The 16,131-nt window shown below is 63.2% G+C and carries 13 protein-coding genes and 2 pseudogenes; 4 read left to right on the forward strand and 11 right to left on the reverse strand.

Annotated elements, in window-relative coordinates; translation table 11 throughout:
• Positions 1-264 precede the first annotated feature (264 nt).
• The 7 genes from QOC89_RS07495 to QOC89_RS07525 all read right to left on the reverse strand — a co-directional run bounded on the left by QOC89_RS07495 (position 265) and on the right by QOC89_RS07525 (position 10,997).
• Positions 265-2,094 carry an AMP-binding protein gene (locus QOC89_RS07495; protein WP_323044447.1) on the reverse strand — a complete coding sequence of 610 codons (1,830 nt, stop codon included), beginning with the start codon at positions 2,092-2,094 and terminating at the stop codon, positions 265-267.
• 55 nt (positions 2,095-2,149) lie between these two features.
• On the reverse strand, positions 2,150-3,451 hold the full coding sequence (locus tag QOC89_RS07500; RefSeq protein WP_323044448.1) for an acetyl-CoA C-acetyltransferase: 1,302 nt from the start codon (positions 3,449-3,451) through the stop codon (positions 2,150-2,152).
• Positions 3,452-3,491: 40 nt separating this feature from the next.
• Positions 3,492-4,412: a MaoC family dehydratase gene (locus QOC89_RS07505; protein WP_323044449.1), complete on the reverse strand. Its 921-nt coding sequence runs from the start codon at positions 4,410-4,412 to the stop codon at positions 3,492-3,494.
• Positions 4,413-4,414: 2 nt separating this feature from the next.
• The gene (locus tag QOC89_RS07510; RefSeq protein ID WP_323044450.1) at positions 4,415-5,827 is read right to left on the reverse strand and encodes a 3-oxoacyl-ACP reductase; all 1,413 of its coding nucleotides are present in this window, start codon (positions 5,825-5,827) and stop codon (positions 4,415-4,417) included.
• 139 nt (positions 5,828-5,966) lie between these two features.
• Positions 5,967-8,465: an acyl-CoA dehydrogenase gene (locus QOC89_RS07515; RefSeq protein ID WP_323044451.1), complete on the reverse strand. Its 2,499-nt coding sequence runs from the start codon at positions 8,463-8,465 to the stop codon at positions 5,967-5,969.
• Positions 8,466-8,552: 87 nt separating this feature from the next.
• Positions 8,553-9,416 carry a TetR/AcrR family transcriptional regulator gene (locus QOC89_RS07520; protein WP_323044452.1) on the reverse strand — a complete coding sequence of 288 codons (864 nt, stop codon included), beginning with the start codon at positions 9,414-9,416 and terminating at the stop codon, positions 8,553-8,555.
• A gap of 360 nt (positions 9,417-9,776) precedes the next feature.
• Entirely contained in the window at positions 9,777-10,997 is a 1,221-nt protein-coding gene (locus QOC89_RS07525; RefSeq protein WP_323044453.1) for an MFS transporter, read from the reverse strand.
• A gap of 484 nt (positions 10,998-11,481) precedes the next feature.
• Here QOC89_RS07525 and QOC89_RS07530 point away from each other — a divergent pair, with 484 nt between their 5' ends.
• Entirely contained in the window at positions 11,482-12,813 is a 1,332-nt protein-coding gene (locus tag QOC89_RS07530; protein ID WP_323044454.1) for a chloride channel protein, read from the forward strand.
• A gap of 55 nt (positions 12,814-12,868) precedes the next feature.
• On the opposite strand, the gene QOC89_RS07535 is transcribed toward QOC89_RS07530, so the two are convergent.
• The 3 genes and pseudogenes from QOC89_RS07535 to QOC89_RS07545 all read right to left on the reverse strand — a co-directional run.
• A complete protein-coding gene (locus tag QOC89_RS07535) occupies positions 12,869-13,282 on the reverse strand; it encodes a VOC family protein (RefSeq protein WP_323044455.1) in 414 nt (137 codons plus the stop codon).
• A gap of 59 nt (positions 13,283-13,341) precedes the next feature.
• Complete coding sequence (locus QOC89_RS07540; RefSeq protein ID WP_323044456.1) at positions 13,342-13,572, reverse strand: 4-oxalocrotonate tautomerase family protein; 231 nt, start codon at positions 13,570-13,572, stop codon at positions 13,342-13,344.
• Positions 13,573-13,843: 271 nt separating this feature from the next.
• Positions 13,844-14,038, reverse strand: a pseudogene (locus QOC89_RS07545) (FAD-dependent oxidoreductase); the annotation flags it as partial.
• A gap of 93 nt (positions 14,039-14,131) precedes the next feature.
• Between QOC89_RS07545 and QOC89_RS07550 the strand changes: the two are divergent.
• Complete coding sequence (locus QOC89_RS07550; RefSeq protein WP_323044457.1) at positions 14,132-14,521, forward strand: hypothetical protein; 390 nt, start codon at positions 14,132-14,134, stop codon at positions 14,519-14,521.
• Positions 14,518-14,889 (forward strand): hypothetical protein, encoded by a 372-nt coding sequence (locus QOC89_RS07555; RefSeq protein WP_323044458.1) that lies wholly within the window; start codon positions 14,518-14,520, stop codon positions 14,887-14,889. The genes QOC89_RS07550 and QOC89_RS07555 overlap by 4 nt, the downstream gene beginning before the upstream one ends.
• Here the strand turns inward: QOC89_RS07555 and QOC89_RS07560 are convergent.
• Positions 14,812-15,015 (reverse strand): annotated as a pseudogene (locus tag QOC89_RS07560) (TetR/AcrR family transcriptional regulator); the annotation flags it as partial. The gene QOC89_RS07555 and the pseudogene QOC89_RS07560 sit on opposite strands and share 78 nt — an antisense overlap.
• Positions 15,016-15,197: 182 nt before the next feature.
• Between QOC89_RS07560 and QOC89_RS07565 the strand changes: the two are divergent.
• Complete coding sequence (locus tag QOC89_RS07565; RefSeq protein ID WP_323044459.1) at positions 15,198-15,878, forward strand: alpha/beta hydrolase; 681 nt, start codon at positions 15,198-15,200, stop codon at positions 15,876-15,878.
• Positions 15,879-16,131 lie beyond the last annotated feature (253 nt).

The following is a 16,131-nucleotide window of genomic DNA, read 5'->3' on the forward strand; positions in this document are numbered from 1 at the left end:
CGGACGTAGTCAGGGACGCGCTCAGCGGTGCAGTCTCCGGCGAACAACGGGTGAGGCGCAGGAAGGCCGGCGAGCGGTCCGAGCCACTCGAGCGGGGTGAGCGGCTCAAATACTCCGATCCGCCCAAGCGGCACAAGCGGCCCAATCGGCCAAAGCGGCACAAGCCGCCCAATCGGCACAAGCGGCGTAAGCGTGCGGACATGCTGTGCTTCATGAAGCTCTCCGAAAGGATGGCGCAAGGCATGGTGCCGAGCGCCCTGCCTGTCAGGCAGATTTTTGCTTCGCGAGTTCCTCGTCACGCAGCGCGCGGCGCAGAATCTTGCCGACGTTGGTTTGCGGCAACTCATCGCGGAACTCGACGAGCTTCGGCACCTTATACCCCGTGAGGTTCTTGCGGCAGTGGGCGATCACCTGTTCGGCAGTCAGCGACGGATTGCGCTTGACGATGAATACTTTCACCCGTTCGCCTTGCGCCGCGTCGGGCACTCCGATTGCGGCGACTTCGCGCACGTCCGGCAACGCCGCGATCACGTCTTCGACTTCGTTCGGATAGACGTTGAAGCCCGACACCAGAATCATGTCCTTCTTGCGATCGATCAGACGGATGAAGCCACGCGAATCCATCACGCCGATATCGCCGGTGGCGAGCCAGCCATCGTCGTCGATCACCTTGGCGGTTTCCTCCGGACGATTCCAGTAGCCTTTCATCACCTGCGGACCCTTCACGCACAGTTCGCCGGCTTCACCGATGTTGGCCCACGTGCCATCGTCTTTCCTGAAGCGCACTTGCGTGGACGGCGCGGGCAAACCGATCGAGCCTTCGAAGTCGCGCAGATTGGTCAGGTCCACCGGATTCATCGACACGATCGGCGAGCACTCGGTCAGCCCATAGCCTTCGATGATCGGTTTGCCGGTGACCGCCTTGAACCGGTCCGCGACCGACTTCTGCGTGGCCATGCCACCCGCCATCGCGAGCTTCAGGTCGGAGAAGTCGCGCTTGCAGAATTCCTCGTTGTCGAGGAACGCGTTGTAGAGCGTGTTCACCGCCGTCATGCCGGTGAATTTCTCGTGCCGGATGATCATCATCACGCGCTTCATGTCGCGCGGATTGGCGATCAGGATGTTGCGTCCGCCAAGTCCCATGAAGATCAGCGCGTTCACGGTCAGCGAATAGATGTGGTACAGCGGCAGCGGCGTGAGCACCGTTTCGATGTCGCCGCTCAGTTGCCCCTGCGACCACGCCTTCGCCTGCAACAGGTTGGCGATGATGTTCCGGTGCGTGAGCATCGCGCCTTTGGCGACGCCGGTGGTGCCGCCGGTGTATTGCAGGAAGGCAATGTCCTGGTGAGTGGGGCGCACCGGCGTCAAGGGCCGCGTGTAGCCGATCGAGAGCGCTCCGAGCAGCGGCACGGCTTTCGGCAGGTTGTATGGCGGCACCATCTTCTTCACATGGCGCAGCATGAAATTGAGCAGACGTCCCTTCAGATTCAGGCCGTCGGCCAGCAGATCGCCGAGCCCGGTCACGATGACGTTCTGCACCTTGGTGCCCGGCAACGCATCTTCAACGGTCTTCGCGAAGTTCTCGAACACGATGATGGTTTGCGCGCCGCTGTCCTTCAGTTGATGTGCGAGTTCGCGCACCGTATAGAGCGGATTCACGTTGACCACCACGCCGCCCGCTTTCAGCACGCCAAACAGCGACACGGGATACTGGAACGTGTTCGGCAGCATGATCGCGACGCGCTCGCCGGGCTTCACGCCGATGCTTTGCAGATACGCGGCAAATGCGGTCGCTTTGCGGCCGAGTTCGCCATACGTCAGATTCGCGCCGACACTCACATACGCGACGCGCTCGCGAAACTGCGCGATGCATTCGTCGAAGAACTGCACGAGCGACTCGTACTGCTTGACGTCGATTTCGTGCGGTACGTCGGCCGGATAGGACGCGTACCAGATGCCGTCGGTCCTCGGCGTTTGAGTCACAGCCTGACCAGGCGCTTGACCAGGCACCTGAGCGGGCGCCTCGCCCGCTGCATTCGCGAGCGGTGTGGACACGGCGGCGGCCGGGAGCGGGGCTTGCGTGGGCTGGGTCATGGGTCATCTCCTGAAGCCGTGGCTTCGTATGGTTGTGTGCTGGTCTTGCAGCCGGTCAGCGTTCCAGAATCGCCACCACGCCCTGGCCGCCCGCCGCGCAGATCGAGATCAGCCCGCGCGCCGTGCCGGCCGGTTTGTCGAGTTGCGCGAGCATTTTCGCGAGTCCGGCGACGATGCGGCCGCCCGTGGCGGCAAACGGATGGCCGGTGGCGAGCGAGCTGCCATTCACATTCAATTTTGCCCGATCGAGCGCGCCGAGTGGCTGAGGCAAACCGAGTTGCGTCCGGCAATACTCGTCATCCTGCCATGCCGCGAGCGTGCACAACACTTGCGCGGCGAAGGCTTCGTGAATTTCGTAGAGATCGAAGTCCTGCAAGCTGAGCCCCGCGCGGGCCAGCATGCGCGGCACGGCGTAGGCGGGCGCCATCAGCAGGCCTTCTTTCTTGTCGAAAAAGTCGACGGCGGCGGTTTCGGACCAGCTCAGATAGGCCAGCACCGGCAAGCCGTGCTGGGCCGCCCAGGCATCGCTCGCGAGCAAGACGGCGGAAGCGCCGTCCGTCAGCGGCGTCGAATTACCCGCGGTCAGCGTGCCCGCGTCGCGATCGAATACCGGCTTCAGACCGGCGAGCTTTTCGAGCGTCAGGTCGGAGCGCAGATTATTGTCACGCGCGAGGCCACGGTAGGGCGTCATCAGATCGTTGACGAAGCCGCGCGCATACGCGTCGGTGAGCTTGCGGTGACTGTCGTAGGCAAGCACGTCCTGCGCTTCGCGCGAAATGTTCCAGCGCTTGGCCATCAGTTCGCAATGCTCGCCCATCGACAGCCCGGTGCGCGGTTCGCCGTTGCGCGGCAGCAGCGGTTTGAAAAACATGCCGGGCCGCAGTTTGGCCAGCGCGCCGACACGTTGGCCGGTGCTCTTGCCGCGATTCGCTTCGAGCAGGATCTTGCGCATGCGCTCGTTGACGCCGATCGGCGCATCGGATGTCGTATCGACGCCGCCCGCGATGCCCACTTCGATCTGCCCGAGCGCGATCTTGTTGGCGACCAGAATGGCCGCTTCCAAACCGGTGCCGCAGGCCTGCTGCACATCGTAGGCGGGCGTTTCCTTCGCGAGCGTGGTGGACAGCACGGCTTCGCGCGTCAGGTTGAAATCACGCGAATGCTTGATGACGGCGCCGGCCGCCACTTCGCCGAGGCGTTCGCCGTGCAGGTTGTACCGGTCGATCAGGCCTTGCAGCGTGAAGGTCAGCATGTCCTGGTTCGACGCGGTCGCGTAGGCGGTGTTCGAGCGGGCAAACGGAATCCGGTTGCCGCCGATAATGGCGACGCGGCGCACGGCGGGCAGCGGGTTGGACATGCTCGGCTCCTTTGGGTCGTTCATCGTTGTTGATTTGCGCTCACAGCAGCTTCCACTGCATGCGCCCGCGCAAATGCGGTTTTTCCCCGGTGATATCGCGTACCTCGAGATCGCGCTCGATCAGCGAAGGCGACGCGCTCCACAGCGACGCTTCGCCCGGCAGCAACATCGGCAGCTTGAATTCGGCGGACAGTGTGGCCTCGGCGAGCGGCTTCGGCGGTTGCTGCGCGGCGGCGGCGCGCGCCAGCGTCCACATGCCGTGCGCAATGGCGCGCGGAAAGCCGAACGCCTTCGCGGATAGCGTGCTCAGGTGAATCGGGTTGTAGTCGCCGGACACGCGCGCGTAGTCGCGGCCCAGTTGCGGCGGCAACTGCCAGCGCGCAATGCGTTGCAGCGGGTCGTGCCCGAGTTCCAGCGGATCGAGCGGACTGCCGCTCGCCGGCACGCCGCGTTTCAGATACACGCTGTCGCCGTCCCAGACCGCTTCGCCGCGGCGGTACATGCGGGTATGCAGCACGAACGCCTGACCCTTGTCGTGCCGCAGCAGCGCGCCGAACTCCACCTCGACGCGCAACAGGTCCTTGCAGGCGAGCGGACGACGCAACCGCACATGGTTCGCCAGATGCACGAGGCCGAGCGCCGGCCACGGAAACGCCGGGTCGGTCAGCATCAGCAGATGCAGCGGGAAGGCGAGCAGATGCGGATAGGTGAGCGGCACGCCGTGTTCGGGAATGAAGCCGCAGACCCGCGAGTAACGCCAGATCGGTCCGGCGTCCAGCACCACGGCCGGGCGCACCAGCCGCAATGCCGGCAAATGCGTATCGCGCCCGCGTTTGACGATGCCGGACAACGCGCGCGCGTACAGCTTCGCGGGCGCGGGCAGCTGCTCGATGACGACGGTCTTCGGACGGGCCACGCTCGCTGCGTGGCCACTGCGGAACGGCTCACCCGGCTCGCCCATGTTCACGCTCCAATCAGGCTTTGTCCGCACACGCGCACCACCTGGCCGCTCACGCCCGCCGCTCCCGGATGCGCGAGCCACGCGATGGTCTGCGCGACATCCACCGGCTGGCCGCCCTGGCTCATCGAATTCATCCGGCGGCCGGCTTCGCGGATGGTCAGCGGAATCTTCGCGGTCATCTGCGTTTCGATGAAGCCGGGCGCGACCGCGTTGATGGTGATGCCGCGTGCCCGCAGATGCGGCGCCATGCTTTGCACCCGGCCGATCACGCCGGCTTTCGACGTCGCGTAATTGGTCTGGCCGAGATTGCCGGCAATGCCGCTGATCGACGACACGCCGATGATGCGGCCGCCGTCGCGCAGAATACCGGCTGCGAGCAGCCCGTCGTCGATCCGTTCCTGCGCGGACAGGTTGATGTCGATCACGCTTTGCCACGCGGCGTCGGTCATCTTCGCGATGGTTTTGTCCCTGGTGATGCCCGCGTTGTGCACGACGATATCCACGCCCTGTTCGTCGAGCGCCGCGGCGATCTGCGCGGGCGCCTCGGGCGCGGCGATGTCGAAGGCGAGGGCGGTGCCGTTCAACTGGCGCATCGTCGCATCGAGTGCGTCGCGCGCTGACGGAACGTCGATGCCGATGACGTGCGCGCCTTCAGCGGCGAGCACGCTCGCAATCGACGCGCCGATGCCGCGCGCCGCGCCGGTGACCACGGCCCGCCTGCCCGCGAGCGGCTGGTTCCAGTCGAACGCCGGCAACGCGTCGGCACCGCCGTGCAGGCCGATGCGCACCACCTGGCCCGACACATACGCGGAGCGCGGCGATAGAAAAAATCGCAACGTCGCCTCGATGCCGTTCTCGGCACCTCGCTCCACGTAGACGAGATTCGCGGTAATGCCGCGTCGCGCTTCCTTGCCGAGCGAACGCGCGAGGCCTTCGAGCGCGCGCTGCGCGGTCCATTGGCGCGGGCTTGCACAGGTTTCCGGCGGACGCCCCAGCACGATGATGCGGCCGCACTTGCCGAGCGAGCGCAACGTGTCGTGGAAGAAGCCGTGCAGCGGTTCGAGCTGGCTGCTGTCCTCGATACCGCTCGCATCGAACAGCAGCGCCGTGAGCTTGCCGTGCGAACCGGATTCGGCCGGTTCGAAACGGCCCGTCATCAGACCATGGCGATTCGCGAGTGGTACCCATAACCCGGCGCTTTCGTGCGCCACGCTGGTCACGCCGATGCTGTTGACGAGATTCGCGAGCGCGTCGAGCAGATGCGGCTCGCGACCCGCGCCGATCGCGATCAGGCCGTCGAACTCGGGCCGGTCGGCGCGATAGCGGCGCAGTACCTCGGGCTTCGGTAAGCCTAGCGAGCGCGCGAGGCGCGCACCGAACGGCGAATTGACGAAGTTCAGGTAAGAGTCGTTCATATTGTCGTTGCTCCGCTGGCCACGTCCGGAGAAAGTCCCGCGCCCTGAAGAAAGTCCCATTGGGGGATCGGACGTGTGTCAGTGTGCACCCAGTTTGGGGCCTCTGGGGACGCCCCGCCTGGATGTTTTTTTAAGGTGCTCAGGCCGCGAGTTCCAGCGCTTTTTCGAGCGCGTCCTTGCGCTGTTGCAGGTTGGCGAGCATGTCGAAGTCGGCCGGGAAGTCGTCGACTTTCACGACCTCCGCGCCATAGCGCGCATAGTCGTCGAGCACGCGGCGCTCGTCGGCGTCGATCAGGCCTTTCTGCTGGGCCGCTTCGGTCCACGCAGCCAATTGCGGCAGGCTCTGAGGCATCGGTTCGAGCAGGCCTTGCCTGACCGCTTCGCGCAGCTTCTGCTCGATTTGCGTGAAGCGCGGATTCAGCTCGAACACGAGCTCGCCGTAGCCGAGCGCATCGACATCCGGATGCGGCACATACGAGTCGGACACGAGGCGCTCGCGCGCAGCGCCCGGCGTTTGCATCAGTTCCGCGATCTCGGTGCCGAGGCGATCGGACGGCTCGCGGTACGGCAGGCCGAACGGGAAGGCCAGCACCCGCACGAGACTCGCGGCGAGGCGATTCGGGTAATTCGCGAGCACGCCGTCGAGCGCGTGTTGCGCCTTGTACAGCGAATCTTCGACACCCCAGCGCAGCAGCGGCAAATCTTTTTCCTGGCGGCCTTCGTCTTCGAAACGCTTGAGCGTCGCGGAGATCAGGTAGAGCTGCGAGAGCACGTCGCCCAGACGCCCGGAAAGGCGTTCACGCCGTTTCAGATCGCCGCCGAGCACGAACATGGAGACGTCGGCGAGCAACGCGAACGCAGTCGAGAGGCGGGTCGCCGCGCGGTAGTACGGCAGCAGCGGCGCATGGGCCAGGCGCGGCTTGGCGATGAACGCACCGCCCGTGATGCCGTACACGAAACTGCGCACCACGTTGGAGAGCGTGAAGCTGACGTGACCGAAAAAGGCCGCATCGAAATCGCGCAGCGCGCGGGCGTGATCCGTGTCGCGCGTGGCCGCCATTTCCTTCAGCACATACGGATGACAGCGAATCGCACCCTGGCCGAAGATGATCAGGCAGCGCGTGAGAATGTTCGCGCCTTCCACGGTGATCGCGATCGGCACCTGCTGATAGGCGCGCGCGAGAAAGTTCGACGGCCCCATGCAAATGCCCTTGCCGGCGGCGACGTCCATACCGTCGTTGATGACCATGCGGGCGCGTTCGGTGATGTGATACTTCGCGATCGCCGAAATCACCGACGGTTTCTCGCCAAGGTCCACCGCATGCGCGGACAAACGGCGCGCGGCATCCATCACATAGAGGTTGCCGCCCATGCGGCCGAGCGCTTCCTGCACGCCCTCGAACTTGCCGACGGCAGTGCGGAACTGACGGCGAATCGCCGCATAGGCACCGGTGCCGCGCACGGCGATCTTCGCCATCCCGACATTCGACGACGGCAGTGAAATCGCGCGGCCCGCCGCGAGACATTCCATCAGCATGCGCCAGCCGTTGCCGACCTGCGCGCGGCCGCCGATCACCCAGCCGAGCGGAATGAAGACGTCTTTGCCCGAATTCGGACCGTTCTGGAATACCGCGTTCAGCGGCCAGTGACGGCGGCCGATATTGACGCCCGGATGGTCGGTCGGAATCAGCGCGCAGGTGATGCCGGGTTCGTCATCCGGGCCGAGCAGATGGTCCGGATCGAGGGCGCGGAACGCGAGACCGAGCACGGTCGCGATCGGTCCGAGCGTGATGTAGCGCTTGTCCCATGTGACGCGAAAGCCGAGCGTCTCGCGGCCTTCAAAGCTGCCCTTGCAGACGATGCCGACGTCGGGAATCGCCGCCGCATCCGAACCGGCGTACGGACTCGTCAACGCGAAACAGGGGATTTCATCGCCCCGCGCGAGGCGTGGCAGATAGTGGTTCTTCTGCTCTTCGGTGCCGTAGTGCATCAGCAACTCGGCCGGCCCGAGCGAATTCGGCACCATCACCGAGACGGCGGCGGCCGAGCAGCGCGTGGCGAGCTTCATGATGACCTGCGAATGCGCGTACGCGGAGAACTGTTTGCCGCCGTACTGCTTCGGAATGATCATGCCGAGAAAGCCGCGTTCCTTGATGTACTGCCAGGTTTTCGGCGACAGGTCCTGCCACACCATGGTGGTTTCCCAATCGTTCGCCAGATCGCACAGGTGCTCGCATTCGACGTCGAGAAACGACTGTTCTTCCGCGCTCAGCGTGGCCGGTCCGTAGCCGAGCAGCGTGTCCCAATGCGGGCGCCCGGAGAACAGTTGGGCGTCCCACCAGACAGTGCCGGCTTCGATCGCGTCGCGCTCGGTCGGCGACATCTCCGGCAGGATCTTGCGGAAGATCTCGAGCACGGGCTTCGTGAGCCACGCGCGGCGCAGCGGCTTGAGCGTGAGAACGAGGGCGGGGAGAACGAAGACGATCGCGAGCACCGTGGTCGCCACGCCACCCGCTGCGCCACTGACATGCGCGGCCGCCACCCAGACGATCATGAAGGCAAGCCACCACGCGGCGCGCGCCTGCACATAGACGAGCGCCAGAGCGGCAATGACCAGCACCAGGATGAACCACGGCATGACGTTTCCTCCAGTTTCGATAGTGCGTGCGAATGTATGCACGGGTCGCGGACAGCCTGTGTCAGCGCCATCCGCGCGGGCTCGTGTTCAGGCCGTGCCGTGCAGCGCGGGCTGAAACGCACACGCTTCTACGTTGCCACCGCGGCGTTCATCGTCCGGGACTGCCGGCGACGACGTTTCAGATCCGCCTGATGCCTGTTGCGTCCCTGCAGGGTTCGAGCCTTCCAACTGAGCTTCCGGGCCGCTCTCGGTGGCGTCGCCCAGCACGGCCGCGAATGTGGCCAGTTGTGTGCCGTCGGGCAGCGGCGCCTTGAGGGCGGCCACCATCAACGAAGCGAGACGCGCGATCAGTTGCAGGTCGTTCATCGATTTGCCCTGCGAGAACTCGGAGATCAGGCTGTCTGTATCGGTGCCGGCCAACACGCCGGACAGCGCGCCGATCGCGAAGTGCAGACGCCAGCCAAGTTCTTCACGCGGCAGATGCGGTAGCGCACGTTGGAACGCATCGAAAAAACGCACGGCCACCGACGCGTAATGCGCATTCAGAAAGTCCCGGATGAACGCCGACGGATCCGTGTAAGCGCGGCCTAGCAGGCGCAGAAAAGCCTTGCCGCCAACGCGCGGGTCGCGCGACAGCCGCAGCGCGGGAATGAACATCGCGCCGAGCACGTGCTCGCAGGTCAGACGCGTGCCGAGCATGGCGTCGAAGCGGTCGAGCAGCTTGAGCCGCTCCTGGTTGAGCCGGTCGAGGCGGCGCGACAGCATCGAATGAATCAGCGATTCCTTGCTGCCGAAGTGATAGTTGACCGCCGCGAGATTTACTTCGGCGCGCGAAGTAATCTGGCGCAGGGACATGGCCTCATAGCCGCATTCGATGAAGAGTGTTTCAGCGGCGTCGAGGATGCGAGACTTCGTGTCGCCGGCATGCCGGCCTGTTGTGCGAACTGCCATTTTGCGTCTCCCAGTTGCCGGGCATCCGGCCCGCAAACATGCGATTCAAAAGACTATTTGAAACAGCTGTTTTTTTCAGGATAAAGAAGGATGGGGACTGCGATCAAGGGCTCGATGTGGACTAACTCCTCTAGAAGACCTGACGCAGGTCCGTCTTTCCGATGTGCGCGGGCGCGTCAAACCGCGCGGAAATAAAAAAGGCCGTTCCGATTTGAATCGGAACGGCCTCGTATTGCTAGCTACCTGTTTTGGCCTTGCGTTTGCGATGTTTTCGCGTTGTGCTGCGGCGGTTCGAGCCGCCTTTGTCGTCGCTATTGTGCCCGATAACGCGCTGGCGAAATAGCTGTTTAGTTCGAACGCTTAAAGCTGTGCCGCAACCTGTTTGGCCGACTGCGTCATGTCGATGCCGCGGCGTTCGCGGCTAAACGGAATCAGCGCGGCGATCACCACCGCCACGATCCCGATCACGACGGCCATGATCAGCGCGTAGTTGTTGCCGTGCGCTTCGGCGGCACTCGCTTGCAGCGGGCCGTTTACCGACGCGATCAGATTGCCGAGCTGATACACGAGGCCCGGGAACGTCGCGCGAATTTCATCGGGCGAGATTTCGTTCAGGTGCACGGGGATCACGCCCCATGCGCCTTGTACGGAGATCTGCATCAGGAACGCGCCGACGGCGAGCAGCACCGGCGTGGACGAGAAAGCCCACAGCGGCAATACCGGCAATGCGATCAAGGCGGCGATGAAGATCGCGCGCTTGCGGCCGATCCGCTCCGACATATAGCCGAAGAACAGACCGCCGCAGATCGCGCCGATGTTCAGCGTGATCGTGATCAACGACACCGTATGCGCGTCGAACCCATGTTGCACGCGCAGGAAGGTCGGATACAGATCCTGCGAGCCGTGCGAGAAAAAGTTGAACGCGGTCATCAACACGATCGAGTAGAGCGACAGCCCGATGTTCTGCTTCAAGGTGGCGACCAGACCCGGACGCGTTTTCTTCTCGAGCGTCTTGAAGGCGGGCGACTCCGGCACGTGCGCGCGCACATACAGTACGAGCAACGCCGGCAGCACGCCGACGAAGAACATGCCGCGCCAGCCGATGTATTGATAGAACACCCCGAACACGATCGAGGCGAGCAGATAGCCGCTCGGATAACCGGCCTGCAGAAGACCCGAAACGATGCCGCGCGATTTCGGCGGGACGGTTTCCATCGTCAGTGCGCCGCCGACTCCCCATTCACCGCCCATCGCGATGCCGAACAGGGCACGCAGCACGAGCAGGGTGGCGAGGTTGGGCGAAAAGCCCGAGAGCAATTCCAGCAGCGAGAAGCACGCGATGTTGACCATCAGCGTGGGACGACGGCCGTATTTGTCGGCGAGCCAGCCGAAAATCAATGCGCCGACCGGACGCATCACCAGCGTCAGCATAATGCCGAAGGCGACCTCGGGAATTTTTGTATTGAACTCCGCCGCGATATCTTTCAATACAAACACCATTAGAAAGAAATCGAATGCGTCCAGGGTCCAGCCTAGATAGGCGGCGATCGTGACGTTTCTCTGTTCCCGTGTCCAGCTCATTGATTGTTCTCCTGAGTCTTCAATAACCCGTGTTTCACGACGGGTGGCTCTGCAGCCCCGTACGCCCCGTGGTACGGACTTCGAGCGAGTGTACGCCGAGCGTTAAGCGCTTGCATGAATGAACCCCCGTTTATCCGTATTAATACCTGGAACGAATTCTTGTGAAAATCTCAATGCATGGTGAATGTCGGCTTAATGTAATTATTGTAGTAATCGTGTTTGATTGAGTGTTTGTATTTTGTAATGTTGATTTCGCGTCTGGAGAGGAAAATCCGGTCGATGTGACTCGCTGGGTGCGCGCGTCGGTGGAAGCAACCTTCGCGGGATTCAGGTGGGCGCCCGAGGATGCGCGCGGGTCAATGGCCCTCATGTCGCCCATCTATGCGCACGACGCATTAGTCGAGCATAAAAATCAATTTGATTCATGTTGCGGCGCGCAATATGATGATGGCTATCTTGTTAATCTCGCTTGCCTTGCCGCGCCATGTCATTCAAATCAACCACTTCGGAGCCTGTTCGTCGCGGGCAGCGGCCACTGTCGGTGTTGGCCGCCGTCACTTTGCTGACCGGCATCGGCGCCGGTCTCGGCGGTATGCTGCTCGCCTTGCTGCTACACGGTATCCAGCATCTTGCCTACGGCTACAGCGCGGCACATCTCATCAGCAGCGAGAGTTTTCTGGACGGTGTCGCCGATGCCGAGCCGGAGCGGCGCGTGTTTGTTCTGGCGGTGTGCGGACTGGTGGCCGGACTCGGCTGGTGGTTGCTGTATCGCTTCGGAAAGCCGCTCGTGAGCATTCGCCAGGCCGTCAAATCGGACGATCCGCGCATGCCCATGCTGAGCACGATCGTGCACGCGTTGCTGCAGATCGTGACGGTCGCGCTGGGCTCGCCGCTCGGGCGCGAAGTAGCGCCGCGTGAGATCGGATCGTTGCTGGCCGGATGGTTGTCGCATCGTGCGGGGTTATCGATCGAGCAGAGCCGGATCATGGTGGCGTGCGGCGCGGGCGCGGGTCTGGCCGCTGTCTACAACGTACCGCTCGGCGGCGCGGTGTTCGTGCTCGAGGTTCTGCTGGGTACGTTTGGCTGGAAGGCCGTGGTACCGGCCGTGGCGACATCCGCGGTGGCGGCGCTGGTTGCGCAAGCCGGTCTGGGCAATGAGCATCAATACCTGGTGCCGTCGTTGACGGTGGACACCTCGCTGCTGGTGTGGGCCGTGGTGTGTGGGCCGATCTTCGGTGTTGCGGCGTGGGGGTTTACGGAGATCACGAAGCGCGCGCGTGCCGATGCGCCGAAGGATTGGCGTTTGCCGGTGTTGTCGCTGTTGAACTTCGCGATCATCGGCGTGCTGGCAATGCATTTTCCGCAGTTGCTCGGCAATGGCAAAGGGCCTGCGGGCCTGGCGTTCGACGGTGGCCTGACGATGAGTCTCGCGGCGATGCTGCTGGTGCTCAAGGTGGTGATTACCGCGGGCAGTCTGCGCGCGGGTGCGGAAGGCGGTCTGTTGACACCGGGGCTTGCCAATGGCGCGCTGCTGGCGATCGTACTGGGCGGCGCCTGGAGTCTGTTCTGGCCGGGGGCTTCGCTCGGCGCTTTTGCTGTGGTCGGCGCGACGGCGTTTCTGGCGGCATCCATGCAGATGCCGATTACGGCGGTGGTTCTCGTCTTCGAATTTACGCGGGTGAACCACGATTTTCTGATCCCGGTTCTGTTCGCCGTCGGCGGCGCTGTGCTGAGTTTCCAGGGATGCGTGAAGTGGGCGCCGACGCTGCAGTTTGGCTCCGGCTTCAATTGGAATGGCGCGGGCAAGGCGCGATAAACAGGTCGCACGCACCATGGGCTGACTATCTGGACTGACTCTCGTGGCTGGCCGCTTAAATGCGCGGGTCGAAATCGAACTCGAGTCTGATACCGCCGGGTTCGTACACCATGGTGTGCCGCTTGGGTCCTTCACCCAGATCCTCCGGCGCGAACTCCGCCACCACGCCGGGCCATTGCGAAACGCGCGCAAAAATCTCGTTGAGCGCCTGTTCGCTGCTCACCCGTAACGCGAGGTGGTGCAGGCCGACATTGGTCTTGCGGTCGAACTCGACCGGGCCGTTCGGGTTCGTCACTTGCCAGAGCGTCAGCATGATGTGCCCGTCGGACACAAAGGCCGCGGGGTAGTTGGGGCGCTCTCCAACCAGGCTCCAGCCCAGGCACTCGATGAAGAAGTCCCGCGTGACGTTCAGATTGCGAACCGTCAAGCCGAGATGGTCGATTCCGTGCGTCAGAGGTTTGCCTTCCATTGTCGTTTCTCCTTTCATATTCAACGATGACGCCGCGGAACCACGTTCGGCGAACGCCGCTATTTCAAGCCTTGCTGCTTGCGATATTCGTCAGTCGGTAGACCGCCCCAGCCCCAGTTCTCCGTTTCTACTTCCTGGATGACCACAAAGGTCGCTTCGAGCGGCTTGTTCAGCACGTCGAGCAGCAAGTGGCTGATGCCCTTGATAAGTTCAGCCTTTTCTTCGGCGGTGACCGAGTCGACGCCCGGTTTGATGCCCTCGCGGGTCACCTGGATTGTGACGATTGGCATGGTGCTCTCCTTTATCGTAGGTGACGACCCGGCCGCGGGCTAGCAGCGGCGTCGGGTCGTGTGGCGTGGTGCCGGGTATTGCCGCCGCTTCCCGGTCGAGCCTGGTGCCCAGCTCAGTGCTCAGCTTAGTGCCCGGCGCTCTGGCCGCCGTGGACATGCAGGATCTTGTGCGATTGCCACCTTCTTCGCGACCGGCTGTGCGGTCTTCACCTGTGCGGCCATCTCGTTCCTCTCGATGATCTTCGCGATCTCCGCATCGGCTTCCAGGCCGTACGAGATCGCGGCACCCCAACACGCGAACGGTGGGGGCCGACAGGCCGCGCAATCCGAACGGAAGCCGTTTCAACGGAGAGCCCGGGTCTGCGGCTTGCTCCAGTATTAACACAGAGAGGCCTGCGAGGCGCAACTCACAGGCGAGAAACAGGCCTACGGGGCCGGCGCCGGCAATCACGACGTCATAGATCAAAGTGGAACTCCTTTAAGTGCCTTGACCGCTACCATGAATCTGAAATCAAACACGAGACGACTGCTTCTCGCTGCGTTCGCAGCCACCTCTTGCATGACCGGCGTTCATGCGCAAAGCAACGCGTTCGGCCCGCTCGTCACGCCCTCGGGCAACCTGCAATTCGTGCGCGTCGACCACGATTTCGTGGGCATGCTCGACAAGGAAATTTTCGATCGCTTCGCCGCCAACATGCTCACGCATTTCGACGACGTCGGCAACGCAGGTGACACCGTCATGCGCACGCTCGTGCAGACGGATTCCGGTCCGGTGCTGTACGACTTTCGCCATCGTCCGCCAGTTGTGCAGCGCTCGGGTAAGCGCATAACCGTCAAGCGCGTGTTCTGGCAAGGCGATGAAGTCGTGATGCAAAGCTCGCAGGGCTGGTTCCGATTGAACCGCGGCATGCTGACGAAGCTGCAGTCGTCTACGACGACGTACCATTGATTGCACGCGCGCCTGAACCCACGCTCGCCGGCGATCATCTGCAGGAAAAGACTATAGAGGCTTTCGGCGCCGCCGAGGTTCGAATTGCGGGCGATAGGTCTTTGCCAACGGCATGGTTCTGCGCGCGTGACGTGGCGTGCAGTGGCCTTCCGGTTCGCCGGCCCCGGTGGGATGCCCTCCGCTTTGGCTGCCATGGACGCCGCCAGCCGCCGGTGGCCGCTGGCGGCAAGTTCGCTGAGCACGCCGGCCGTGTCGCCGAAGTGGTGCTGGGGCGCCGTATGCGAGACACCCGCCTCGCGCGCGATGGCGCGCAGCGTCAAGCCGCCTATACCGTCGCGGCGCAAAACAGCCTCGGCCGCCTCCAGTAGCGCGTGGGGAAGCGACCCATGGTGATAGGGCTTGTCTTGTACAGGCTGGGCGGTACCTTTTCTGCTTTTTGTCTTTGGCGGCACGGGAGCCTCGCGGTCTGTAGACGGTTTATTTTTATCAGTCATGGTGCAGGCAGTGCCGGTCAGGTTAGCGAATCGTATGTTTCCACGGGAAAGATTGCGATTAGAAGTTCAACATCGGTCAAGGGCAATTCACCGGCCCTGCGCATCGTTGATGCGCAGGCGGTATCCTGCTGGTCCTGATCCCGATCAGCTGAACGTTTCCTGCCACCGAGGAGTTGCGATACATGAACAGGCCACCACCACCCATCGAAATTGAAACTGCGCCGAATCCCGGGTTCGCCGTCATCCTGATGCACGGTCTCGGCGCCGACGCCAGTGACTTCGTGCCGCTTGTCCCCGAACTCCGTCTCACGGATGCGCCCGCTGTGCGTTTCGTGTTTCCCAATGCGCCGGAAATGGCGGTTACCGCAAACGACGGCTACGTGATGCGCGCGTGGTACGACATCCGGTCGTTTCAGGACGTGAGCCGGCAGGTCGACGAAGCCGGTATCGAATCGTCCTGCGCGACCGTGCGGCAATTGATTGAAGCGCAGAATCAGCGCGGTATTCCGACTTCGAACATCTTTCTCGCGGGTTTTTCGCAAGGCGCGGCGATGACCTATTTAGCAGGACTGACGCACCCGGAGGCGCTTGCCGGCCTGATCGCGTTGTCGGGCTATCTGCCGTCGCGAAGCTTTGTGGACGGCCGGCTGAGTGCCGCAAACAGCAGCACGCCGATTTTCGCCGCGCATGGCATGCACGACGACGTGTTGCCGATCCAGTTAGGGGAGGCCGCGCGCGACTATGCGATTGCGCGAGGGTGTAACGTCGACTGGAGTGCGTATCCGATGCCGCATTCGGTGTGTGAGGAGGAGATCGCGGCGTTGCGCGTATGGCTCGGCGCGCTCCTCACGGCTTCGTTGTGAATCGTCCCGCGGCGTCTATTCGTTGCGCGCAAGGTAGTCCTGCATAAGTGGCGGACAAGCGGCGTACGAGCGACGTACAGCGGTGTCGCTATATGGCGCAGGCCTCGTCGCAGCGAATGGCGACTAAACTGGTTCTCGAGGAGATCGCTAGTGACAAGGCCGCGACGCGCGAAGGCGCAGTGCGAGGCCGGACATGGTCACGGCCCGTTACGTGATGCAGTGAAATGAAGCGCGTCGTCTGCGTGGACCGCCT

Source organism: Paraburkholderia sp., from assembly GCF_034668105.1.
In the GTDB taxonomy this organism is placed as follows: Bacteria; Pseudomonadota; Gammaproteobacteria; order Burkholderiales; family Burkholderiaceae; genus Paraburkholderia.